The sequence below is a fragment of the Williamsia sterculiae genome, from assembly GCF_900156495.1.
Classification (GTDB): domain Bacteria; phylum Actinomycetota; class Actinomycetes; order Mycobacteriales; family Mycobacteriaceae; genus Williamsia_B; species Williamsia_B sterculiae.
The window spans coordinates 483,634-506,372 of record NZ_FTNT01000003.1 but is presented as its reverse complement, the minus strand read 5'-3'; the positions used below and the strand labels follow the sequence as shown (position 1 = coordinate 506,372).

Annotated in this window: 24 protein-coding genes and 1 pseudogene; 12 read left to right on the top strand and 13 right to left on the bottom strand. The window is 64.8% G+C overall.

The annotated features are described in order from the left end of the window. Positions 1 to 779, top strand: a pseudogene (locus BW971_RS07930) (mammalian cell entry protein); the annotation flags it as partial. A 236-nt stretch (positions 780 to 1,015) separates the two neighbouring features. On the opposite strand, the gene BW971_RS07925 reads toward BW971_RS07930, so the two are convergent. The 3 genes from BW971_RS07925 to BW971_RS07915 all read right to left on the bottom strand — a co-directional run bounded on the left by BW971_RS07925 (position 1,016) and on the right by BW971_RS07915 (position 2,641). Continuing rightward, the gene (locus tag BW971_RS07925) at positions 1,016 to 1,501 is read right to left on the bottom strand and encodes a hypothetical protein (protein WP_076478137.1); all 486 of its coding nucleotides are present in this window, start codon (positions 1,499 to 1,501) and stop codon (positions 1,016 to 1,018) included. Positions 1,502 to 1,602: 101 nt separating this feature from the next. Further along, the gene (locus BW971_RS07920; protein WP_143690240.1) at positions 1,603 to 1,977 is read right to left on the bottom strand and encodes a hypothetical protein; all 375 of its coding nucleotides are present in this window, start codon (positions 1,975 to 1,977) and stop codon (positions 1,603 to 1,605) included. A 142-nt stretch (positions 1,978 to 2,119) separates the two neighbouring features. Continuing rightward, a complete protein-coding gene (locus BW971_RS07915; RefSeq protein ID WP_234974285.1) occupies positions 2,120 to 2,641 on the bottom strand; it encodes a hypothetical protein in 522 nt (173 codons plus the stop codon). A 244-nt stretch (positions 2,642 to 2,885) separates the two neighbouring features. Between BW971_RS07915 and BW971_RS07910 the strand changes: the two genes are divergently transcribed. The 4 genes from BW971_RS07910 to BW971_RS07895 all read left to right on the top strand — a co-directional run bounded on the left by BW971_RS07910 (position 2,886) and on the right by BW971_RS07895 (position 6,640). Further along, entirely contained in the window at positions 2,886 to 3,851 is a 966-nt protein-coding gene (locus BW971_RS07910) for a sterol desaturase family protein (RefSeq protein ID WP_083709448.1), read from the top strand. Between the two features lie 94 nt (positions 3,852 to 3,945). Then, positions 3,946 to 4,569 carry a TetR/AcrR family transcriptional regulator gene (locus BW971_RS07905; RefSeq protein WP_159441839.1) on the top strand — a complete coding sequence of 208 codons (624 nt, stop codon included), beginning with the start codon at positions 3,946 to 3,948 and terminating at the stop codon, positions 4,567 to 4,569. A gap of 50 nt (positions 4,570 to 4,619) precedes the next feature. Further along, complete coding sequence (locus BW971_RS07900; protein WP_407701204.1) at positions 4,620 to 5,498, top strand: SDR family NAD(P)-dependent oxidoreductase; 879 nt, start codon at positions 4,620 to 4,622, stop codon at positions 5,496 to 5,498. 260 nt (positions 5,499 to 5,758) lie between these two features. Then, entirely contained in the window at positions 5,759 to 6,640 is an 882-nt protein-coding gene (locus BW971_RS07895) for a DUF6670 family protein (protein ID WP_234974284.1), read from the top strand. Between the two features lie 105 nt (positions 6,641 to 6,745). On the opposite strand, the gene BW971_RS07890 is transcribed toward BW971_RS07895, so the two are convergent. The 5 genes from BW971_RS07890 to BW971_RS07870 all read right to left on the bottom strand — a co-directional run bounded on the left by BW971_RS07890 (position 6,746) and on the right by BW971_RS07870 (position 11,258). Continuing rightward, a complete protein-coding gene (locus BW971_RS07890) occupies positions 6,746 to 7,216 on the bottom strand; it encodes a hotdog fold domain-containing protein (RefSeq protein ID WP_076478131.1) in 471 nt (156 codons plus the stop codon). A 56-nt stretch (positions 7,217 to 7,272) separates the two neighbouring features. Further along, positions 7,273 to 8,298, bottom strand: a complete 1,026-nt coding sequence (locus BW971_RS07885; protein ID WP_076478129.1) for a PDR/VanB family oxidoreductase — start codon at positions 8,296 to 8,298, stop codon at positions 7,273 to 7,275. Next, the gene (locus BW971_RS07880) at positions 8,295 to 9,176 is read right to left on the bottom strand and encodes a metal-dependent hydrolase (protein WP_076478128.1); all 882 of its coding nucleotides are present in this window, start codon (positions 9,174 to 9,176) and stop codon (positions 8,295 to 8,297) included. Before BW971_RS07880 ends, BW971_RS07885 begins: the two co-directional genes overlap by 4 nt. Positions 9,177 to 9,330: 154 nt before the next feature. Further along, entirely contained in the window at positions 9,331 to 10,614 is a 1,284-nt protein-coding gene (locus BW971_RS07875; protein ID WP_083709443.1) for an NADH:flavin oxidoreductase/NADH oxidase family protein, read from the bottom strand. Beyond that, positions 10,611 to 11,258 (bottom strand): TetR/AcrR family transcriptional regulator, encoded by a 648-nt coding sequence (locus BW971_RS07870; protein WP_076478347.1) that lies wholly within the window; start codon positions 11,256 to 11,258, stop codon positions 10,611 to 10,613. The genes BW971_RS07875 and BW971_RS07870 overlap by 4 nt, the downstream gene beginning before the upstream one ends. Positions 11,259 to 11,524: 266 nt before the next feature. On the opposite strand from BW971_RS07870, the gene BW971_RS07865 reads away from it, so the two are divergent. The 7 genes from BW971_RS07865 to BW971_RS07835 all read left to right on the top strand — a co-directional run bounded on the left by BW971_RS07865 (position 11,525) and on the right by BW971_RS07835 (position 16,700). Next, entirely contained in the window at positions 11,525 to 11,986 is a 462-nt protein-coding gene (locus BW971_RS07865) for an SRPBCC family protein (RefSeq protein ID WP_076478126.1), read from the top strand. An 82-nt stretch (positions 11,987 to 12,068) separates the two neighbouring features. Beyond that, a complete protein-coding gene (locus tag BW971_RS07860) occupies positions 12,069 to 12,530 on the top strand; it encodes an SRPBCC family protein (protein WP_076478124.1) in 462 nt (153 codons plus the stop codon). Positions 12,531 to 12,547: 17 nt separating this feature from the next. Then, positions 12,548 to 13,213 carry an enoyl-CoA hydratase/isomerase family protein gene (locus BW971_RS07855; RefSeq protein ID WP_083709441.1) on the top strand — a complete coding sequence of 222 codons (666 nt, stop codon included), beginning with the start codon at positions 12,548 to 12,550 and terminating at the stop codon, positions 13,211 to 13,213. Beyond that, positions 13,210 to 14,163 carry an oxygenase MpaB family protein gene (locus BW971_RS07850; protein ID WP_076478123.1) on the top strand — a complete coding sequence of 318 codons (954 nt, stop codon included), beginning with the start codon at positions 13,210 to 13,212 and terminating at the stop codon, positions 14,161 to 14,163. Before BW971_RS07855 ends, BW971_RS07850 begins: the two co-directional genes overlap by 4 nt. Continuing rightward, positions 14,160 to 15,065, top strand: coding sequence for an alpha/beta fold hydrolase (locus BW971_RS07845; RefSeq protein WP_076478121.1), 906 nt, complete (start codon positions 14,160 to 14,162; stop codon positions 15,063 to 15,065). The genes BW971_RS07850 and BW971_RS07845 overlap by 4 nt, the downstream gene beginning before the upstream one ends. Before the next feature lie 261 nt (positions 15,066 to 15,326). Continuing rightward, positions 15,327 to 16,151 (top strand): crotonase/enoyl-CoA hydratase family protein, encoded by an 825-nt coding sequence (locus BW971_RS07840; RefSeq protein WP_076478120.1) that lies wholly within the window; start codon positions 15,327 to 15,329, stop codon positions 16,149 to 16,151. Positions 16,152 to 16,241: 90 nt separating this feature from the next. Beyond that, positions 16,242 to 16,700, top strand: a complete 459-nt coding sequence (locus tag BW971_RS07835) for a winged helix-turn-helix transcriptional regulator (protein WP_076478118.1) — start codon at positions 16,242 to 16,244, stop codon at positions 16,698 to 16,700. A gap of 111 nt (positions 16,701 to 16,811) precedes the next feature. Here the strand turns inward: BW971_RS07835 and BW971_RS07830 are convergent, their stop codons facing one another. Genes BW971_RS07830 through BW971_RS07810 form a run of 5 tightly spaced genes read right to left on the bottom strand, consistent with a single transcriptional unit; the run spans position 16,812 to position 22,671 of the window. Next, positions 16,812 to 18,266, bottom strand: coding sequence for a flavin-containing monooxygenase (locus BW971_RS07830; protein WP_076478116.1), 1,455 nt, complete (start codon positions 18,264 to 18,266; stop codon positions 16,812 to 16,814). After that, a complete protein-coding gene (locus tag BW971_RS07825) occupies positions 18,266 to 19,207 on the bottom strand; it encodes a patatin-like phospholipase family protein (protein ID WP_076478114.1) in 942 nt (313 codons plus the stop codon). Before BW971_RS07825 ends, BW971_RS07830 begins: the two co-directional genes overlap by 1 nt. Next, positions 19,204 to 20,094 carry an SDR family oxidoreductase gene (locus BW971_RS07820; protein WP_076478112.1) on the bottom strand — a complete coding sequence of 297 codons (891 nt, stop codon included), beginning with the start codon at positions 20,092 to 20,094 and terminating at the stop codon, positions 19,204 to 19,206. The genes BW971_RS07825 and BW971_RS07820 overlap by 4 nt, the downstream gene beginning before the upstream one ends. Then, positions 20,091 to 21,743: an AMP-binding protein gene (locus BW971_RS07815; RefSeq protein WP_076478109.1), complete on the bottom strand. Its 1,653-nt coding sequence runs from the start codon at positions 21,741 to 21,743 to the stop codon at positions 20,091 to 20,093. The genes BW971_RS07820 and BW971_RS07815 overlap by 4 nt, the downstream gene beginning before the upstream one ends. Next, positions 21,736 to 22,671, bottom strand: a complete 936-nt coding sequence (locus tag BW971_RS07810) for an SDR family NAD(P)-dependent oxidoreductase (RefSeq protein ID WP_234974282.1) — start codon at positions 22,669 to 22,671, stop codon at positions 21,736 to 21,738. Before BW971_RS07810 ends, BW971_RS07815 begins: the two co-directional genes overlap by 8 nt. Positions 22,672 to 22,739: the final 68 nt, after the last annotated feature.

The window sequence follows — 22,739 nt, the reverse complement described above, 5'->3', positions numbered from 1 at the left end:
TGTCCACGGTGGTGACCGAGTTGGGCAAGGCGTTGAACGGTCAGGGGGAGAATCTTCGGAAGTTGTTGGATTCGTTGAGTGATTTGTCGAAGGCCGGGTTGGACAGTTTGCCGCAGACGGTGTCGTTGATCCAGAACAGTGATGTGGTGTTGGGGACTCAGGCGGATCAGTCCGATGAGATCCTGAGTTGGTCGAAGAACATCGACCTGGTGACGGCGCAGTTGCAGAGCAGTGATCCTGATATTCGGCGTTTGTTGACCACGGGGACGATGACGGCGACGCAGTTGTCGGCGTTGTTGCAGCGTTCGGGTGGGGATCTGACCACGGCGATCCGCAACGCGGCCTCCGACGTCCGGGAAATCGCCCCGACGTTCCGCGGTGTGTCTCCTGCGCTGTCCATTCTGTCGGCGATCTCGGCGGGTGGATACTCGGCGGCCCCGGGTGACAGCAACATCCACTTCGGTCTGGTGTTGGAGACCAACAACCCGCCGTCGTGTACCTACGGTTACGAGAGCACGCAGGCGATCATCGACAACGAGAAGAAGAAGAACCCCAACTTCGACATCAACTACGATGACTTCCCGTTCAACACCAACGCCAATTGCAACGTGGCGCAGGGCAATCCGACGGATGTCCGCGGAGCTCACAACGTTCCGTTTGTCGACCCTCGGGTCACGCAACCGTGGGACAACACGCCGAAGAAGGATCCGGACAAACTCGACCTGAACCCGATCGCGACCCAGCTCGCAGCACTGCTGGGAGTGCGACCCATCCCATGAACACGCAGCAGACCCAGGTCGGCTCCAGCCGACACCGACTCCCCTGCTGAAATGTCGTCAGGATGGGTCCACTCCTCGGGCAAGCGCCCGCGTCGCCGTGGGGGCGAGGGCGAGTGCATCGTGTTTCTGTATGCGGTTCACCCTGTCTCATCATGTGTCCACGCCATCGCAGAGCACGGTGCAACGCACATCCACCTCGACCCATGTGTCTGGGCCCAAGCAATCGCGTGAGGCTTTCAGACTGCGGTGAACACGCCGATGCCGGGTAGGGATGGTTGCCCGGCATCGGGTTTGTAGTCCGATCCGGTGATGCGCACGGTGATGAGGATCGGCCCCCGCCCGACGGTCGCGGTAGCGGTCAGCGGTGCGGGGGTTGCGAAATCGCAGGGTTTGACCGTCACCCCACCGCGCTTGCCGGTGCCGAGGTTGGTGTACCCGATCGTGATCTGCGCGGACCCGGCCGAGGTTGCGCACGTCTCCGGGCTGGCGGGGGTGGCGAACGTGACGGTGCCGGGTGTGGCGGTGGGTGCGGCGGTGACGTTCGCGAAGTAGGGTCCCGGGATCACCAGGCCGCTGAACGTCAGGCCGGTGGCCGGGATCTGGTAGACGGTGATCGGTGCCGCGGTGGCTTGAGCTGCCGGCCCGGCTGCGATGGCGGCTGCGCTCAGCGCTGCGGCACCTGCTCCGACAACTTCGATTCGACGGCGACGGGTAGCGGACATACGTGTCACTCTCCTCTGAAAGTCCAGAATATGCGCGTGATCGCGCGTTCTCGGAATGAGGCGACCCAACCCGATCTGCGCGCGGGTTCGTGACCCTCGGGCTATGGGTAGATGCGGGCTACATTGTTGAACGGGTTGCTGTCACCGTTGGACGTCGTCACGTAGACGCGGATGCCGAAAAAGACCATAGCGCAATCGATGTACGAAGCGGACTTGGTTTGTCCGGGTGCGATGTCACCCAGGCCTTGCGTCGCCCCGAACGGGATCTCGTGCACGACGACGTCGCGGGCCGTGGCCCCACCTAGGTTGGTGACGACCGCTTGGCAACCAAATGGCAGCAGGTTCTTCGACACCGACACATCCGGCAGGGAGACAGCGCCGGCCGAACCGCTCCCGACGACCACCCCACCTGTCGTCACCGCGGCAGCGACCGCGGCCATACCGATTCTCTTGGCCATAGTTGTGGTGACGAGCACGACGACCTCCATAGGTTGACTTACATACGTTTGATGTGTCGTCGGTCACCTGTGGTGTGTTACACCCGTGGCACAAACCGCTTCACTCGGATACGCGGTGCTGATGACCGCGGAGCGTCGCCGACGGTCTGGGCTGAAGCACTCAGCAATCGAGATATGTGCCCGAGGGCCAGTGGACTGTGACGACCTCACCTGCCACGAGGCGATGCCACCGTTCGGCGAACGTGTCGAACCGGTCAAAGATGCGCCGTCGCAAGTCGGTATCAATGTCATCCAGCCTGTCCCGGGTCAGCCAGTCGGGCAGGGTGGCTCGCCGGCCGCGATCCTGTTCCCAGGCGGGGACGCATGCAGAGGCGAGCCGCTCCGATATCGACATGTCTGCGCGTTGCTGGGGCGTCGGATGACTCCGGCGGCGCGCGGCCTTGCGCTGTTGGCGCGGATCGACCGGACGAAACAGGTTGTTCTGCCCGGACGCTATCCGTCCGAACACCGCTCCGGACAACCCGGCCTCGATCTCCACGAGCATGTGCGCCACGTCGTGAGGCATCCATTCATCGAACCCAGGGCCGTACCCCGGAGCCAGAATTGGGCCCACGTCCCGACGCACGCGAATGATGTAGTGCCGGCTGGCTTTGACGAAATCAACCTCCACATCTTGCATCATCGCCCCAGTAGCCAGGCCCCACAACCGAAAATCTTGTCCTGGTGATGCCTATGATCGCGACCGTCGTCTGGCGTACGGGCTGCGGTTCGACCCGGACTCTTCCACCATCCCGATCGGGCTCAGGCGCGACACCAAACAAGTCGACGACTCTCCAACCCATGGACCCGCTGTATGCACCTTGTTGACACCAGCGATGACCGTTCGGTAACTTACCGATCGGTTACCAGCTATACGGAGGGTGTCGATGGGTGTTGCGTCGTCGATGTGGGAACACATCCAGAATCCGGTGCTCTATGCCTTACCGGTGTTTTTCGTGTTCATCGCCGTTGAGGCGGTGATGTACGCAATCGAGACCCAGCGCGAGGCCAAGGACGCCGCCGGAGCTGACGCCACTTCGAGTTGGGCTTCGCGAATCAGATATTCGGCCATCGATACCCGCACCAGCCTGACCATGGGTCTGGGTGCACTGGGTTTCATGCTGCTGTTCAAGACGTTGACACTGATGCTGTTCGTGCTGGTGTCGGTCTATCTCGCGCCATGGCATATTCCCACCAACACGTGGTGGAGTTGGGTCTTGCTGTTCGTCGTCGTCGATGTTTCCTGGTATTGCAATCATCGGTTCTCCCATCGGGTACGGATCGGGTGGGCGGCGCACCAGGCGCATCACTCCAGCGAGTACTTCAACTTCGGTACCGCGTTGCGACAGAAGTGGAACCCCTGGTCGGAAGCTGTCTTCTGGCTACCGTTGCCGGCGATGGGTTTCGAACCCTGGACGATCTACGTGTCGTTCGGCGCGAACCTCGTCTATCAGTTCTTTTCCCATACCGAAACTGTCGGTGCGCTTCCTCGCCCGATCGAGTTCTTGTTCAACACCCCATCTCATCACCGGGTTCATCACGGTAGTGATCCTGAGTACCTGGACAAGAACTACGGCGGCATACTCATCATCTGGGACCGGATGTTCGGTACGTTCCAGAAGGAAATGCACACCCCGACCTACGGATTGACAACACCGGTTGACACCTACAACGTACTCGCGCTGCAATACCGCGAGTACGGCAACATCATCGCCGACCTCCGTCGATCCACCTGCTGGCGTGACCGCTTCGGTTATGTGTTCGCGCCGCCGGGTTGGACACCCTCGGCGGCGACCCGACCGCCATCCGCGGGTGACGAGCATTCCGCCGTCGTCTCAGCGCAGGGGCAATGATCGCCGCGGCGGCTGCGTCGTAGGGTTTATGCAATATCGGGCCATGCCCGAGTCAACTCGATGAACAGTGACGAGCGATCTAGGAGACCGTGCGGTGAGTAAGAAGGCAGGCTCGGCGGTTACCCGCCGATCACCACGCGTGGAGCGGGCGCAGCGCGAGGTGCTCATCCTCGACGCGGCGGTGGATGTGTTCGGTCGGTACGGGTATGCCGGGGCGTCGTTGTCGACGATCGCGCACACCGCCGAGGTCTCGAAGACACTGGTGCTTCAGCATTTCGGCAGCAAGGAACAACTGTATGTCGCGTGTGTGGAACGCGCCGGACGAAACCTCGCCGACCGGATCGAGGACGTCTTGAATCGTGACCAGACAGCGATCGAGACCGCCGCGCAAACTCTGGAGACCATGTTCGCAGGTCTACAGGATCGCCCGCATGACTGGAGCGTGCTCACCGACCGCACCACCGAGCGTGGCAGCGTCGCACGCGACAGCGCCAAACAGTACCGCGACCACATCACCGGTCAAGCCGCGCGTGGAGTCGCTGCGTTGACCCCGGCGCACGTCGAGTTCGACACCGATGACCTGGCACTGCTCACCGAGATCTGGACCCACACCGTGACCGCCGTTGTGCAGTGGTGGATCCGACACCCGCGCCACTCTGCGGAGTCCATGGCACAACGCTGCCGGCATATCTTGACATCGTTGACCCAATTACGCTGAGCCACAGCGAGAGCGGCGACCATGAGTTCGCCGGAGCAGACGACATGAGAATGCAGAGGACGACATACGTGAACAAGATCAGCGCAGGACTGGAGGACCTGGTCGGCAAGAGCATCGGGACGGCGATGCAGCGACGAACTCTGTTGCCTCAATGGATGTCCGATGCGGTCGCCGGCAAGGGTCGCGACGTCGCCGGACTGACCATAGTGGTGACCGGTGCTTCAGCCGGAATCGGACGGGAGTCAGTTCGCCAACTGACGTCCCGCGGGGCGAACGTCATCGCTGTGGCCAGGACCGAGCACAGGTTGCAAGATCTGGCTGCCGAGACAGGATGTGACTATCGGGTGTGTGATCTGTCCGACGAGGAGTCCACCAATGGGCTTCTCGCCGCGCTACGTGGTGAACCGATCGATGTCCTCGTCAACAATGCGGGTCACTCGATACGTCGAACCATCGTGGACTCCACCGACCGGCTTCACGACTATCAGCGCACCATACGACTGAATTACTTGGCTCCTGTGCAACTGTCTCTCGGACTGCTTGACGGGATGATTGAGCGCGAGTCGGGCCACGTCGTCAACGTCTGTACGTGGGGCATCATGGCCAACACCTTCCCCCGGTTCTCGGCGTACGCCGCATCGAAGAGTGCGCTGGCCATCTTCGGCCGAAGCCTGAACGCAGAGAATGCCCACCCGAACGTCCGGTCGACCAACGTGTACTTTCCGCTCGTGCGGACCGAGATGATCGCCCCCACTCCCGAGTACGACACTGCGCCTGCGCTGTCGGTGGCCGAAGCCGGGCGTTGGATCACTCGCGCGGTCACTCACCGCCCCACCTCGGTGGCGCCGGCTGCCTTGCGCACAGTTCTGCCGGTCATCGATTACTTCGCTCCGGCGGCGTCGGACAAGACGATCGCATCGATAACGTGAACCGCGAGGGGCAGAACATCTCGCGCGAACTGACGCAGGGACATCGACACGGGAACCGTCGACGAGGTCTGCTCACCGCGCTGCTGCCGACGCTGGTGGAGCGTGTCCGGCCGCTCGTCGACTCCCGAGCGCGAGCGTCGTGTCAACCGTTCGGCGACGCCGAGTTGATGAAGCCGCATCTGACAAGCCGGCTATGGGGATGGGCTCACTTCGGCGCGTTTCTCCCTGACTTGCCCGAGCCGTTCCGTTATCTCAACACGATGACATTCATAGGCACGACCGGGACCTCGGCATTCGACAACGGCGAGCTCGCCGCCGCCGACGTGCGAGACAACGCAACGGTTCTCACCTCGACCGCTCACGATGACATGTACTTCTACCGGGCGTACGACGGCGCGAGCGATTGTCGATTCGACCGCGACGGTCATCACCTTCAATGGGGCGACAATCTCACCTGGGAGGCCGAGCACCCGGTGTACACGATCACAGGGCGATATCGGACATTCGAGGTAGATCTGGAACTGCGCACCTCGGAGCAGGTGTCGTACTTCGTCCGGACGCCCGTGTACGACCATTTCAGTGTTCTCGCACCGTACGTGGGAACGATCACCCACAACGGTGAAACGACGGAGATCACCGGACTGGGCACGATCGAGTACGGACGCTGCGTGTCCCCTCAGTCGTTCGCGAGGCGCCCGCTGCCGCCGAGGGTGCGGCTCCCGGTGGACTTCTTCACCTATCAGGTGATCCGCATCGACGCGACCACCCAAGTTCTGCTGTCGAATGTGCGCGTGGCGGGCGGTACAGCGTGCCTGATGGCGCACGTTCGTTCCACCACCCGGCCCGCCAGCGTGGTGGAGAAGGGTGTCACCTTCACCGTCGTCCGCTACCACGAGACCCATGCGGTAGATCCCGTCGGCCGTCGAATGCGGATTCCGCACGAGATCGAATGGTACGTCCCTGGTTACGGACATATCCATGGATTCGTCGACAGCCCCCTGCGATACGGGCATGGTCTCGGCTACGTCGGCTGTTACAGCTTCACCGGGTTGTGGTCGGACGAGCCGGTGAGCGGCACCGGCTATCTGGAGTGGATCGACGTGCAACACGAGGGGTCGGTCGCGCGAGGCGCGTCGGTCTGATGCTGGCCCGCCGTGTAGTGGCCGACGACCTTGTCACCGCCATACGTGTGTCTGACGTTGAGGTCTTGCATCGACGTCGTCTGGCGCGCAGACGCTCGGTGCGCGCTATCTCGGTGAGATCCACATCGTGACGTCGGCCCGCACCACGATGGCGCCGGAAGGGTCGGTGATGCGGACGCCGACGACGACCTCGCGGGCCTCGTCGGCGGAGATCCCACTGAGGTCGTCGACCGTCGCGACGCCACGGAGCTCCCCTCGGGCCTTCTTCAGGTACTGGACCGTCATGCCCTTGGGAATCCACCGGTGGCTGTCGGGAAGCGAGACGTCGACGGTGGTTCCGGCGACCAACTCGGCCAGATTGCAACAGGCGATGGCGTGGACGGTTCCGAGGTGGTTGTGAACTCCCCACCGATCGGGCATCGCGACCTCACCCCGACCGGGCTCGAGGCTGATGAAGCGCGGGCTGATGGTGCGGAAGTACGGCGCCTTCAGACTCACCGCCGCCGCGAAGATGCGTTTGCCGAACGGCACGGACTTGAGGGCGCCGTAACCGGTCTTGATCGCGGATCCAGTCATTTCAGTCTCCGTTTCGTCGAGTGGGAGTGCGGGAGGCGGCCGCTGGGGCGCCTGGTTCAGAGGTCGATGGTCAGGTCCGGGTCGTGTGACCGGTCCACGCTCACGAGCATGCTGTTCTCGTCGGCGAGGAACTCGGCCGTGCCCCGACGCTCGGGGGTTCCCCGGACGACGCCGACGCGGCAGGTGCCGCAGAAGCCCTGCTGACAGGAGTAGGGAACCTCGGGAATGACATCGCGGATCGCCGCCAGCGCGGAGCGATCGGCGGGCACCTCGACGTCCAGCTCCGAGATCGCCAGCCGCACGGTGAACGGTGAGCCGCCGACCACGGGAGGCGGGACGAAACGTTCGAAGTGGAAACCCGCGTGCGGTCGGGTCGCGAGGTCCGCGCTGACCGCGTCGAGGAATCCCGGTGGTCCACAGAAGTACACCGAGGTGCGTTCATCGACGCCGGCCAGGATGTCCTCGATCGCCGGCTCGCCGTGCAGCACCCGCAATTCACCGCCGGTGAGCCGGGCGAGGTCGTCGAGGAAGGGCATGGTCGCCTCATCCCTGCCGACATAGCTCAGCCGCCACGTGACTCCGGCTTCGGAGGCGGCTCGAACCATGGGCAGCAGCGCGGTGATGCCGATGCCGCCCGCGACAAACGCGACGTCGTCGATGTGGTGCTTGGCAAGGTGCGGGTAGGCGAAGGGGAAGGCGTTATGCGGGCCGCGGACGACCACCGCGGTCCCCGGGGTGAGGGTATGGACCTCAACCGAGCCCCCGCCTCCGACTGCCAGCCGCCGCACGGCGATCCGATACGACGTCCGGTCCGACCGGTCACCGCACAGGGAGTACTGGCGGACCTTGCCCGAGGGAAGGACGAGGTCGATGTGCGCACCCTCGTGCCACTCCGGGAGCTGGGAGCTGTCGGGCGCCTGGATCGTCACGTCCATCACGTCGGTGGCAAGCAGTTCGGTGCGGGTGACCACCAGTTGGAGGTCCCGATCGACCGACCGGACGGTGCGAATCCTCGAGTGTGCGGCGGCGCGGACCCAGCCCGCGACCGCACAGTCGAGAAACCGCATCATGCGATCGGTCATTGTGCCGCTCGCGCCGCCGGTGACTGGGCCAGGTAGGCGACCGCCTGGCTGGTAGAGCCGTAGTTCCTTGGATGGTAGGACGGCCGGAAGTACTGCAGCCACATCATCAACGTCTCACGCGGCGTGAACACGTAGCCCTTCCTGTACGCGCGGCGGTAGGCGCGCCAGGTTGCCCGGCGATTGCCCTCGGACAGCTCCGGGTCGACGGACATGAGATAGGCGACTCCCTTGACCCACAGGATCGCGAGCCCGGCGGACGCCATCACCCAGGCTCGGATCCTGCGAAAGTAGCTGCCGTCGAGGTGGGTGAACAGGTCGAACGCGACATGACGATGCTCGACCTCCTCGGCCAGGTGCCAGCGGAACAGGTCGAGGACGGTGGGGTCGAGTCCCTCGTCCCACCCCTTCGCGTTCAGGCCCCAGTCGCCGAGCCAGGACGTGAAATGCTCGATCGCCGCGACGGTTCCGACGCGTTCGATCAGCCACGAGCGCCGAGCCCGACCGGTCAGGTCACGCGGCCCGAGGACCCTGCGGAAGAACCGCTCGATCTCCCGGGTGAACGGCTCGACATCGAGGCCCTCGGCCTGGAGGTGATCGAGGATCGACTGATGTGAGCTGGAGTGCATCGCCTCTTGGCCGATGAACCCGACGACGTCCTCGCGGATCGCCTCGTCCTTGATCAGCGGCAGCGCCTCCTGGAACGTCTGCACGAAGAAGACCTCACCCTCGGGCAGCAGCATGTTCATGCCGTTGGCAATGTGCGTGGCCATCGGGTCGCCGCCCATGAAATGCATCGGCAGACCGGTCCAGTCCCACCGGACGTTGCGCGCGTGCAGCGCGACCTGGCGCTCGTCGCGGGCGTGTTTCTGGTTGCTCATCGTGCCTCCTCGTGATCGGCGCGGGCACAGCCGTTGTGGGGAGCGACCCAGCCGGCGATCTCCTCACCCGCGACATCCGGGTGGTACGTCGGAGCGCAACACCTGCCTGATACCTCGCGGCTTTCGATGGTCTGCTTGGGTGGTCTCCCTGGTATCAGCCGCGCGGTGAGCGCAGGCTCTCGAAGCCGTTGTTGAGCAGGTACTGCGTGACGTTGATGGCCGCGTGGCGGTCGGGCGCAGGCTCCTTGCCCGCGGCCATCCGCCACATCTGGACGCTGTAGTAGGTGAGCTCGGTGAGGTTGTCGAGCAGCTTGATGCCGGAGCGGCGCGGGTTGACCACGCTCTCTTCGTTGCGACCGGCCAGCAGGTCGGCCGGGAAGTCGGGCTGCACCGTGAGCGGTCGGCCGAGCCCCACGAGATCGATCGCGCCCGAGGCGAGTGCGTCGCTCATGCCGTCGGCGGTGCGGAAGCCACCGGTCAGCATGAGCGGTAGCCGCGGAACCTGGGCCCGCACCTTTTCGGCGTACTCCAGGAAGTAGGCCTCGCGTCGACGCGTGCTCTCTTTCAGAGAGGCGTCGACGCCCAGCATCGCCGCCGAGGTGTAGGTGCCTCCGGAGACCTCCAACAGATCGATGCCCTCGTCGGCCAGCGCGTGTACCACCTCGAGCGACTCGTCCTCACCGAAGCCGCCCTTCTGGAAGTCGGCGGAGTTGAGCTTGATGGAGACGGGTACGTCCTGGCCGACCTCGGCTCGCATCGCTCCGAGGACCTCGATCACGAAGCGACGCCGCTTCTCCGGCGTACCACCCCAGGCGTCGGTGCGCTGATTGGCGAGCGGCGACAGGAACTGCGAAACAAGGTAACCGTGGGCCCCGTGGATCTGTACACCGTCAAAGCCCGCCTCCGTCACTATCCGAGCGGTGGTCGCATACCGACGGATCAGATCCTCGATCTCGGCACCGTTCAGTTCGCGTGGCGTGGCGAACATCTTGGCCGAACCCTGCAGTCCGACCGCGGACGGCGCGACCGGGTGCGGCGTGAGGGTGCGCGGTGTCTGGCGGCCGGGATGATTGATCTGCACCCACGCCTTCGAGCCGCCGGCCTTCGTGGTCTCGGCCCAGGCATGCAGCTGTTCGAGGTGGCGCTCGTCCTCCACGACGACGTTGCCGGGCTCACCGAGCCCGTGTCGTCGGTCGATCATCACGTTGCCGGTGATGCTCAGCCCGACACCGGAGCCTGCCCAGCGCCGGTAGAGACGCTGGATCCGCGCTCCGGGCGCTCCGTCACGATCGCCGAGCCCCTCGCTCAATGCGGCCTTGACGAGCCGGTTCGGGATCACGAATCCGTTGGGCAGCTCGAATGACCGGCTTAGTACCGAGCGGGCTGACGCGGCCCCCGATCGGGCGTGCCCTGCGGTGGTTTCTGAATGGGTTGTCACGAGTTGCTCCTCGATGTGCGGGTGGGGGGTGGAGGCGAAAGTGTGGCAACGGCCCGTACGGCTGCTTCTAGTCGCGTGCGGGAAGCGGGATCGACCTCGCGGTCCTCGAGGATCAACCGACGCAGGATGCCGGTGGGGATGTCGACGACACACACCGAGATGGCTTCGACCGCCTCGCGGTCCGCGCGCCCCCACACGCCCTTCGCCAACGTGATCAGCAATTCGACGAAGCGCTTCTGCACCGACTGAAGCTCGGCTTCCAGATCGTCGGGAAGATCCAGCGAGAACAACTGGTCTCGACGCTGCGCGAAGAACAAGCGCGCGCTCGCCGGGAAGCGGTCGGCGAACTCCGCGGGCGCCAGCGCCACGGCAACCACGGCATCGCGGCCGACACCGTCTCGGCCTCCGTCGGTTGCTGCGGACAACGCCTCGCCCATCAGGTCGCCCAACCGTGACCACGACCGCAGCCACAGACGGGCCAGAAGCTGATCCTTGGACTTGAACGCGTGATAGATCGAGCCGTTCGACGCACCTGCTGCGGTGGCGAGAGAGCGCAGCGTGAGCCCAGCAGGGTCGCCACTGGTCACAATGTGTTCGGCAACGTCGAGCAGGTCGTCCAGGGTATGGAGTCTCGGGCGGGCCATGGCCAACACCATAACCGTAATAGAGCTACCGATCTAGAGCGACGGGCCGAATAGAGAGTGCCCGCCGTATGCCGTAGGCACCACTGGCAGGGTTCTCCCGTCCGTCGCGGAGCCTTCGCGTTGCTGTCGTTCGAAGGCGCGGCGTTGACACCCGATATTTCAGAACGATCGATCTAGAGCGAACGTTTTGCTACCGTTGCGCGATCGAGACAGCGTTCAGTCCCACCGGTACTCGCGGTGACCCGCGGGTACGAACAGGAGATCCGTTGCAGACCATCAACCTCAGTAGATTCATTCCGGCGCCCATCGACATAGTTTTCGATGAATTCACCGACCACGAGCGACTCTCCGATCTCCCGATGGCGGTCTCGTCCACAGTGGTGGTACCGGGCAAGACGGAGAAGAACGGGCTCGGGGCGGTCCGTCGACTCAACGCCGTCGTCGTCCAGTTGCGTGAGGAGATCACCGCATTCGACCGTCCGCGTCTGATGGAGTATCGGATCATTTGGTCTTTTCCGAAGGCTCGCCACGAACTGGGCCGGGTGGAGTTTAGCGAGGTAAACGGCGGCACGCGCGTCACCTGGTCAACGGTGTTCACCGTGGAGCTTCCCATCATCGGCGATCGTGTCGACCGCGCATTCTCATTGTTGTTCTCCAAGGTGTTCGCCACGGTGCTCCATCAGATGGAGAAGAGATCCGTTGCGCGGGCCGGCCGCGAGGGACGCTGATGCGCACAGTGCGCGTCACCCGCATCATCCCAACCCCGCGCGCGGTCGAGAATCGGGCGCTCCCCTCGGGGCGCGACCGCTGATGGCCACGCGAACCGTCACCGTCCGTCGCCGGCTGGGCGCGCACGCGCGCGACCTCTTTGCCACCCTCACCGACCCGGAGCTCTTCACCCAGGTACGCGGCATACGCGCTGTCCGGATCATCGAGGCGGGGTCAGACGGGCCGACCGGTGTGGGTACGGTCCGCCGCATCGAGTTCGTCGGCGGTTACCTGGTGGAGGAGATCGTGGACGTCGGGGCGCCAATACGCTTCGACTACCTGATCCGCGACGCTCCGGTGTCGCTCGACCATCGGTTCGGCCGCATAGAGTTTCACGATCGTGACGGCCACACCGAGGCGGTTTGGACGTCGGAACTTGCCTTCGAACAACCGTTGATCGGTGGAGTGATCGCGAGGGTCGCCGTGATCGTCTCGCACGTCGGGTTTGCCTTGGTCCTGCGGGAGATCGACCGCACCGCTACCCCAGGACCCCACCACCGTTGATAAGGATTGATGACGAATTGTCCACGCCCCAGCTGAGCAAGCGCGACAGCGTTCACGTGCTCGACATCGGTGACACCGAGAACCGATTGAGCCCGGAATGGATGGAGGAATTCGGTGCCGCTCTCGACGAAGTCCTCTCGGAGCCCGCGCCGTTGGTCGTAACCGCGACCGGGAAGTTCTATTCCAATGGACTCGACCTCGACTGGCTGGGTCGCAACCCTAACCAGTTCCTCGCGTACGTCACCCGGGTGCAGGCGCTGTTCGCTCGAGTCCTCACGCTCCCCGTCCCGACGGCGACCGCGATCAACGGTCACGCCTTCGGCGCGGGGGCGATGCTGGCAATGGCGTTCGACTGGCGCGTCATGCGCGACGACCGTGGGTTCTTCTGCTTTCCCGAGGTGGACATCTCGATTCCGTTCACGCCGGGTATGGCGGCACTGATCCAGAGCAAGGTGACGCCGCGAGCTGCCGTGGATTCGATGACGACCGGGCGCCGATTCAGCGGCGCCGACGCGGTTGCGGTGGGTCTGGTCGACCACGCCGTGACCGAGTCCGACCTGGTCGACCGGGCAGTGGAGCGTGTGGTTCCGCTGGCAGGAAAGTCGACGGAGACACTCGGCAAGATCAAGTCGACGATGTTCGCTGAAGCCGTCACCGCCCTGACAGAAGTCGGTGCGGTATGACCTCCGTCAATCCCCGTTCCGGCGGCTTCTCCCCCACTCGCGCGGACAGGCGCCCCGAGCTACTGGTGACCGGTTCGCCCGTCCGTCGGGTGCTCGCCGAACCGCTGATCCCGCTCTATGGGTTGCCGGGTTTCCTGTTGCCCCTGATGCACCCAGCAACAGCGGCGGCGACGCTGACGCACGACAAGGTCTTCGCCGATCCGGGTGCCGACGTCTTCGACTTCGTACGCCGATTGCGCGACACCCTCGAGATGATCTCAGGTGTTGCCCATGCCGGCGACGAGGCCGACCACGTCGCGTACGCAATGCGCGAATTGCACAGACCGATGAAGGGCGAGGACACTCGCGGATCGACATACCACGCGTGGACGCGCGACATCTGGACCTGGAACTGGGCGGCCATCACCGCCAGTTACCTGCAGGGGTTCGCGAAACTGCGCGGTTGGCCGTCACAACAGTTCCGGGATGACGCGTACCTCGGATTCATCGAGGTGGGCAGGCGGTTCGGGGTGCTCGGCATGCCGGATTCGTACGACGAGTTCGTTGCCACGTGGCCCGCGGAACGTGACCGCGTCGCCGATCCTCGCAACGACGGCGTGCGGATCCTGATCGGGTTGACACGCGCCGAGGGAATGCCCGCGCCGGCCACGCTGCGGTGGCTACCGCTGCCGGTGTGGGCGGTTATCAGTGCTCCGATCCGACACTTCCTCCGGGTGGCCGTGATGATCGGATTGCTCCCCGAAGAGCGCGACATGATCGGCTTCGGTGAGCGTCCGAGCGATCGGCTCAGCGAGCGCATCCACCTGGCCTTCTGGCGCATGGTCCTGCCCCGCGAGATCTCCTACCGCATCGGACTGGCATGGATGTCGACAAGGGCACGCTGGTCCAGACCTGCTTGGCGCAAGCGCTTCTCCGCCGAAGCACTCACCTCGAGAAGGGAAATCGCATGAGCACGGTGACCACGAGTGACGGTATCGAGCTCGCCGTCCAGACCGCAGGCGACCCCACCCGATCGACCGTCGTCCTCGTCCACGGATTCCCTGACGACCACTCCGCTTGGGATGGCATCGTCCAACGGCTGGTCGTCGACCACCACGTGGTCACCTACGACACCCGTGGCACCGGTGTGTCCGACAAGCCGAACCGCATCGTCGACTACCGTCTCGATCAACTCGCCGACGACCTCCAGCGAGTCATCGACCACGCCATCGAGCAGGCGGGCACCGACGAGGGGGTACACCTCGTCGGTCATGATTGGGGCTCCGTGCAGGCTTGGCACCTGATCACCGGCCATGATCTACACGGAGTCCTCTCCTACAGTTCGATCTCCGGCCCGTGTATCGACCACGTGCCCGGATGGGTGGCGCGTAAGGCCAAGCAACGCCGATTCCGCGACATCGTCGCGATGTGGAAATCGCCGCTCTACATGGGATTCTTCTCGATCCCGGTGGTCGCGCCCATCCTGGCCCGTCTGGGGCTGATCGACCCGACGATCAGACTCGCGATCAACGCCTTCGAGCGCCCGGATTCGGACAGCCCCCGACCGCCGGGCCCCAGCGCGCGCCGCAACGCCGCCTCGATCCGGATCTACGCTGCCAACGTGTTGCCCCGCCTGGCCAAGCCGGAGCGTGACGGCACCGACGTACCTGTTCTGGTGCTGACACCGCAGCGTGACATCTTCATCCCATCCGTCACGCAGCGCGACCCGCACCCCGCGATCTCCACCATCGAGATCCGGGACATCCTCGGCGGCCACTGGGCGCCGACATACAACCCGGGTGCCGTAGGCGACGCGATCGTGGAGTGGGTTGCCCGCCACAGCATCGTTGTGCCCGCTGACGACGGACCGTAAGGATTGCCGAACGATTCGCGGACCCGGGAACAGCCGCACACTCCCAGATCGACAACGCTGCAATGTTGCGTTGCAAAGCAGTACTCAATTACTGCACGTGCACATGCCTCGGGCACGCAAACCGTGCCTGGCGGGACGCTGTTGCACACGACATTTGTTCCGTGATGGCTTCCACGGGCACGTCATCGCGCTATAGTACGTTGCGTATTGCTACTAAAAAGCATCCCATGCGACGATGCCCAGCAACCCAAGGAGTGGTCGATGAGTGACACGAGCGCGCGAGAAGTTCCGAAGCCGGGCCAATCAGGACCGGTGGTCACACTCGAGCGTAGGAGCCACGTGCTGCTGATCGGTCTCAATCGACCACACAAATACAACGCGTTCAACGTCGAGCTGATCAACGATCTCGCTCGGGCCTACTACGAGTTGGAGAACGATCCGGACCTGCGGTGCGGCGTGTTGTTCGGTAACGGCAAGCATTTCACCAGCGGGCTCGACCTGGCCGAGGTGGGTCCGAAGATCGAAGAGGGGGTGCTCGATCCCTCGCGGCCGGGGATGCGCGACCCCTGGCGTAAAGACGGGATATGGACGACCCCGTTGATCACGGCGGTTCATGGTTTGTCGATGACGCTGGCCATCGAATTGATGCTGGCCGCCGATATACGCGTTGCCGCATCTGATTCGAGATTCGCGCAGATGGAGGTGAACCGCGGAATCTACGCGTTCGGTGGGGCCACAATTCGCCTACCACGCGATGCAGGTTGGGGAAATGCGATGCGGTGGCTGCTGACCGGTGAAGAGTACGACGCCGCTGAAGCGCTGCGGATAGGGCTGGTACAGGAGGTCGTCGAACCGGGTCGACACGTCGAACGCGCCCTCGAGATCGCGGAACACATCAGCGAGAAGGCGGCGCCGCTGGGGGTCAGGACCACCCTGGGGTCGGCCCATCGTGCTCGGTTGGAGGGCGAGGCCGCCGCCTTTGCCAGACTCGAGCCGGACATGTCCGCGTTACTGCACACGGCTGATGGCCACGAGGGGGTGGCCTCGTTCATCGAGCGACGAGATGCCCGGTTCACGGGCAGCTGAGCTGACCCGCGAGCCTCGCGACCGTCGGCTCGCATGACGCAGGCCCATCTGCAGTAGCAGATCGCAACGTTCATCCATATTCTTGGCACCATGAAGCACGAAGAGTTGTTCGAAGAGAACTGCGCAGTCGCCCGAGCATCAGCGGTCCTCGGTGAGCGATGGGTCTGGCCGATCCTGCGACAAGCGTTCAACGGTGCTCATCGCTTCGAAGAGTTTCAACGCGGCATCGGTCTTGCACGCAACATCCTGTCCGACCGGCTGAACACATTGATCGACAACGATATTCTGGAGCGCCGATCGGATCCTGACGGTGGTGCGAGAGCGCACTACCGGTTGACGCCCAAAGGGCACGCCCTGTTCCCGGTGTATGTCGCGATGATGGAGTGGGGTAATCACTGGACGGGACTGACGGCGCCGCCGGTCGACCTGCTGCACAAACCGTGTGGGCACCGCATGCACGCCCGCGTGGTGTGTTCGGAGTGTGGCGAGGAGATCTCTGATCGTGACACCGAACCGGCGGTCGGCAAGGGAATGTTCATCCACCGCTGACGATCGCCCGTGGGGGTTGAAGGCGAACAGCCGCACTGCAAACGCGCCGTCGACGTCCACACGCAGCGTCCGCCCTGTCACGTAGGTCGCCGCACCTGTGGAGTCGGTCCCCTAGGTGATGTGGAAGTGGTCGTCCACCGTCTCGCTGAGCATGCGGGTCAGTGTCGACTTCTGAAATGGCCACAGATCGACGGCACCGGACTCCGTCAGGTACCACGAGTTACATCCCGTGTTCCACACCGTGGGCCCGGTGGCCTCGGTGACCTCCCGATTGAACTCGTCGGTCGCCTCCTCGGTCACCTCCACCGTGGTGAGCTCACCTCGTCGGAACCGATGCAGCCAGCCGACGATGTACTTGGCGGTCAGTTCCGCCGAGTACTGCAACGAGATCGACCCGGTGGGCGAGTTCGGCCCGAGCACGGTGAACAGGTTCGGCATGTCGGGAATGGCGGTCATCCGGTAGGCGCGCGGGCCGTCGTCCCACACCTCGTCGAGTGCCCTGCCACCCCGACCGGTGATCGTCATCGGCCGCATGTAATCGTGCGCACGGAAACCGGTGGCCAGGATGATCACATCGAGGTCGTGGTGGATGCCGTCGGCGGTGTCGATACCGGAGGGCGTGACCCGATCGATGCCGTCGGTGACCACCGAGACGTGCGGTTGTCGGATCGCTGCGTAGTACGTTCCGGACACCACCTGGCGCTTACACAACGGTTCGTAATCGGGTTGCAGCGTGGGGCGTATCGCGGGGTCGCGAACCTGCAGTCGCAGACACAACCTCGCATAGTCCTGCACCAACCGTCGCCGCCACGACGGCCGGGTGGTGATGTCGGCGAGAATGCCGGACCCCCAGAGCAATCCGTCATACAACCGGTCGTGTAGCCACGGCGCTCGACGCAACAGCGACGACACGAAGGCCGGCTGCCGCATCCTCATCGGCGCCCACAACACCCACTGTGGGCTGCGGACGAAGTGCGTCACCGAGCGCGCTGCGGGCGCCAACGCCGAGACCACCTGCACGCCGGTGGAACCGGTTCCGATGATGCCGATCCGGGCACCGTCGGTGACGACGGCGTCGTCCCAGCGGGCCGTGTGCACCACCGGTCCGGTGAAGGACTCGAGTCCTGCGATATCAGGAATGGCGGGGTTGTGCAGCACCCCCGTCGCACAGATGAAGATGTCAGCGACGACGGCCGCGCCGTCTCTCGTGGTGATCGACCACTCGTTGTCGGTGTCACTCCATTCCGCCGACACGACCTCGGTGCCGAAGCGGATGTGTTCGGTGATGTGCAGTGAGTCGGCGACGTCGCGGAAGTACTCGGCGATCTCCGCTCCGGTGGCCCAGATCCTGCCCCAGTCCGCCTTCGGGGCGAAACCGAACTGGTAGATCTGGGATGGCACGTCGCAGGTGAGCCCGGGGTACCGGTTCCAATGCCACACCCCGCCGACGTCGCTCCCCTTCTCCAGGATCTGGTAGTCGGTGAACCCGTTGTCGTCCAGCACATGTGCCATCGTCAAACCGGCCACCCCGGCGCCGACGATGACGATGCGTGGATCGCGGGACATCAGACCCTCCGCTCGTCGGTGCTCAACGCCTCGGTGACACGCGAGCGCGCGGTGCTCCGTGCCCCCGCGAAAGCGTCCGCGCGATGGCCGCGGCGCATGAAATTGGCTCCGAGCACGGCCATGTCGTCGGACGCGGGATGGATCCAGGTGACCGCGACGCCGGCACCACGCACCGCGTCGAGCTCCCTCTCGAGCACCGCGCTCATCGGCCTACGCAGCAGTTGGTCCTCTATCCGACCGGCGAGTCCGGGTGCCCGTACACCGGGTGGGGAGGCCATCGGGGTGATCACGTAAAAGGCGTCGAGGGATGACGTGTCGATCAGATCGACCGATGCGGTGGAGGCCGCGCCACCGTCGACGTACTTCCGGTCTCCGATGGTGACCGGGGGCATCCACCCTGGAACCGCCCACGACGCCGCGAGAGCATCCGCGGCGGTGCTGGTCGGTGCACCCGCAGAGCCGAATGCGACTCGCTCACCGGTGGTCGGCGCGTACGCGACCAACCGTGCTCCAGGATGTGGCAACCACTCCCCTGGCCCGGCCACCACATCGGCGAGTCGGCGTAACCAGGTGTTGTCACCGTTCCCGTGTGGTGCCAGTCCGGCGATCGCGGCATGGCCACCGCTGCCACGGTTGCGCAGGATCGACTTCGGGGCGGTGAGTCGTGGTCGCGGCACAGGTGGGATTCCCGATGGGGTGTCAGCGAGATGAGCAGTCAGCACATGGTCGCGCGGTGCTCCGCTCTGCATGGCCACCAGGTCTCCGACGCTGTACCCGCCGGCCAGCATCGTGACGATCTCCGCACCGGCGGAGGTGCCCTGCAATACGGCCGCATCGCGGGGGTCTAGCCCGGTGGCCTCGGCCAGTGCCGCGAGCGCGGCCACCGACCACGCACCACCGATGGTCCCACCGCATCCGATGCACAGTCCGAATGCGCTCACGACATACTCCCCGCGCCGGAATGATCGGCTGCCTGTCGGCCGATGCGGTCGGTGTAGGCCTGGCGCGCGGCGGCGTCGGTACGCAGGGCCCGCCGATCGTCGACCAGTCCGCGGGCCCGTCGCTCGACCGACTCGGGAACGAAGGCATCGACCAGAGCCCAGGCCGGCGACACCCAGCCGGGGACCGAGGTGATCGCTGCACGCGTGGTGAGCGTGCGCACCACGGCGTCGGCGACGTCATCGGGGTCGACGGTCGGCATGCCACCGCCGAGCTGTGCACCCGACGACAACTCGGTACGCACCGCCGACGGCAGTACCGCACAGACGTCGACACCGGTGCCGTCGTATTCGCGACGCGCAGCCAACGAAGCCCCCAGCGCGGCATATTTGCTCGCGTTGTAGGTGACCATTCCGGGAATCGGGATCTTCCCCGCCATCGACGCGATGTTCACGATGTGTCCGCGCCCGACCGAGGTCATCGACGGCAGCACCGCGCGCATTCCGTTCAACACCCCCCGGACATTGACATCCAGGATCAGCTCTGTGGTCGCCTCGTCTTCCTCGGTGAACGCTCCCAGCGGCATGACCCCCGCGTTGTTGACCAACACGTCGATCGTCCCGTCGCGGTCGATGACCGCAGCGACGGCTGCCGCCCAGGACTCACGATCGGTGACGTCGAGGTGGAGGACGCGATGCCCACCGATGCGTGCGGCGGTGGCCTCGGCGACATCGTCGTCGATGTCGGCGATCCAGACGCGCGCCCCCTCACCGGCGAACGCCGTGGCGGTCGCGGCGCCGATCCCGCGAGCGGCACCGGTGATCACCACGACGCGATCACGTAGCGATGCCGGTGATCGGCGCGTCCGGAACAGTTGCAGAACGTTCATTCTGAGTTACTCGCCTTCGTGTTGGAGAGGGATGCGTCACCGATGAGCTGGTGACGGAGAACTTTCCCACCGGCATTACGAGGAATCTCGTCGACCACCTCGAACCGCTTCGGGACCTTGTAACGCTCGAGCCGTCGTCGGAGGTGCTGCGTGAGCTCCTCGGTACCGACCGGTTCTCCGGGTCGGTGGACCACGAAAGCGTGCAGAACCTGGCCGAACTCGCGGTCGTCGACACCGACCACGACGGCTTCTGCGATGGCGGGGTGAGTGGACAACGCGTCCTCGACCTCACCGGGAAACACGTTCTCGCCACCGGAGACGATCATGTCGTCGGACCGTCCGCACAGGAACAGTCGGCCACGCGCATCGAGGTAACCGACGTCACCGGTGTCGACGAAACCGTCGACGACGGCCTTGTCCGTGAGAGCGGGGGTGGTCGCATCCGGTGTGTAACCCGAGTACTTCAAGGGTCCACGCACCACGATGCGGCCTGATCGACCAATCGGGACAGCGTGATCCGCGTCGTCGACGATGCGGATGGTGACACCCAGAGCAGGTGTCCCGACGGTGTCGGGTGTCTCGACCAACTCGTCCATGGAGCTCACCGACACCAGCCCCGCCTCGGTGGACCCGTAGCCGTTGATCAGGATCGGGCCGAATCTCCGCTGGAACTCGCGCACCGTGGTGTTGGTGATCGGTGCCGCCCCTGTCACTGCGATGCGGAGGTGGTGGCGGTCTGCCGCTGCGGCCACCCCGGGGTCGGCGAGTACACGCTGCACCATCACGGGCACCGCTACCAACACCGACACCCGGTGGCGTACGAGGTCGTCGAGCACGGTGGCACTGTCGAACCGCCGATGACAGACGACCGTCGCACCCACGGCTGCGGCCCCCAGTACCGCGAGGAGTCCGAATCCATGAAAGAACGGAGGCGCCACCTCGATGATGTCGTCGTGACGGAGACCCACCCGTGCCGCACCGGTGCCCGCCAACTGCGCCACACCCCAGGCGGTGATCGTCCGCGGCACACCCTTGGCCAGACCGCTGGTACCCGAGGTGAGAAGGGTTATGCGACCTGCCCGACGGCTCACCGTATCGCGGGCCACTCCGCTGGGAACTCCCGGTGTACTCAGGGAGTCCACGGACACCAGGACCCCGCGGTAGGCGTCCACCTCGAGAAGGAAATCCTCGTCGAGTACGAGGACCTCCGGGCGATGCCGGACGATGAGGGCCGCCAACTGTCGTGACGGCAGTTCGGTGTTGACGGAGATGACCTCGGCGCCTGTCATCGCGGCAGCGCAGACACCGATCACGAATCCGCGATGGTTGCGGCAGAGCACGGCCATGGTCGACGGCCGTCGTCCGTTGCGGTGACGAACGTCGACGGCCAACGCCATCGCGTGCCGATACAACTCGTCGTAGGTGAGCTCGCCATCGTCATCGAGGACGGCGACCCGATCGGGCCATCGAACAGCCGCAATGGCGTAAAGGGTGGACATCGTCGCACCGTGGCGCAGGACGACACGGGCGATCGCGCCCCACTTCCGCGGCGAAGGGGATAAGGCGCCGGATCGGGTCAGGGCGGCGACGGCTTCGGCTAATTCCCTTTGACGAGCGACGATTCCGCGTATCCGGCCCGTGTCAGGCATCGCATGCGCCTGAGTCGCCCGGTGCGGAAACAGCCACCGCGCGGCTGAATGCGGCCTCGGATGCGGGGGTTTCGTCGGTACGTCCGTGCACCCAGGACAGGACCCGCCCCACTGGGCCCTCGAGGCATACGCCTGCCACACGAAGGACGGCCATCCCGCGCGGTGCCATCACCCGGGGGCGGTGGGTGAGTGCGTAGGCGAGTATGCGCGACGCCTGCGCGGGAGTGTGGCCGGGAGTGCGCGAGACCCAGCCGGTGGCAACCATCCGGGACTTGATGTGGCCGGCGTAGACACTGGTCACGGTGATCCCGTCGTCACGTATCTCCAGTCCCACCGACCTGATCCACGTGTCGAAACCCGCTTTGCACCCGAGGTAGAAGCTCCACCGCGGCGCGGCGGGCGCCATCCACAACCCGGCGGTCGCCACGTTGACGATCTGACCACCCCCGTTCGCGCGCATCGCGGGTAGTAGCGCGAGGGTCAGGCGCATCGGACCCGTGAAGTTGGCACCCACCATCGATTCCATGTCACGCACCCGCTGCGCACTGCGATAGATGCTGCGTCGTAACGACTTACCTGCATTGTGGATGAGCACATCGACGCTTCCGTGGGTGCGCAGGATCTCCGCCGCGACGATCTCCACCGCGGGGAGGTCCGCGAGGTCGAGCGCATAGGTGTGGGCGATCCCACCCGTTGCCGTGATGCCGGCCGCAACCTCGTCGAGCTTGTCAGACGTCCGTGCGACCAGCAGGACTGTGGCACCGGACCGGGCGAGGAGTTCGGCGGTCGCTTCGCCCTGGCCGAACGACGCCCCGGTGATGAGAACCGTCTTGCCCCCCACTGCCGCCTGAATCCGGGTGTCGTCGTGCTCCATCGCCGGTCCGATCATCCGCAGCGTCAGCCGCTCTGACCACGGTTCCCGCGACACGACCCTCCTCGCATTGGTGCGTTATTTCGGATAACGCTAATATGTGATGAGCCGGGGCGCAATACCCG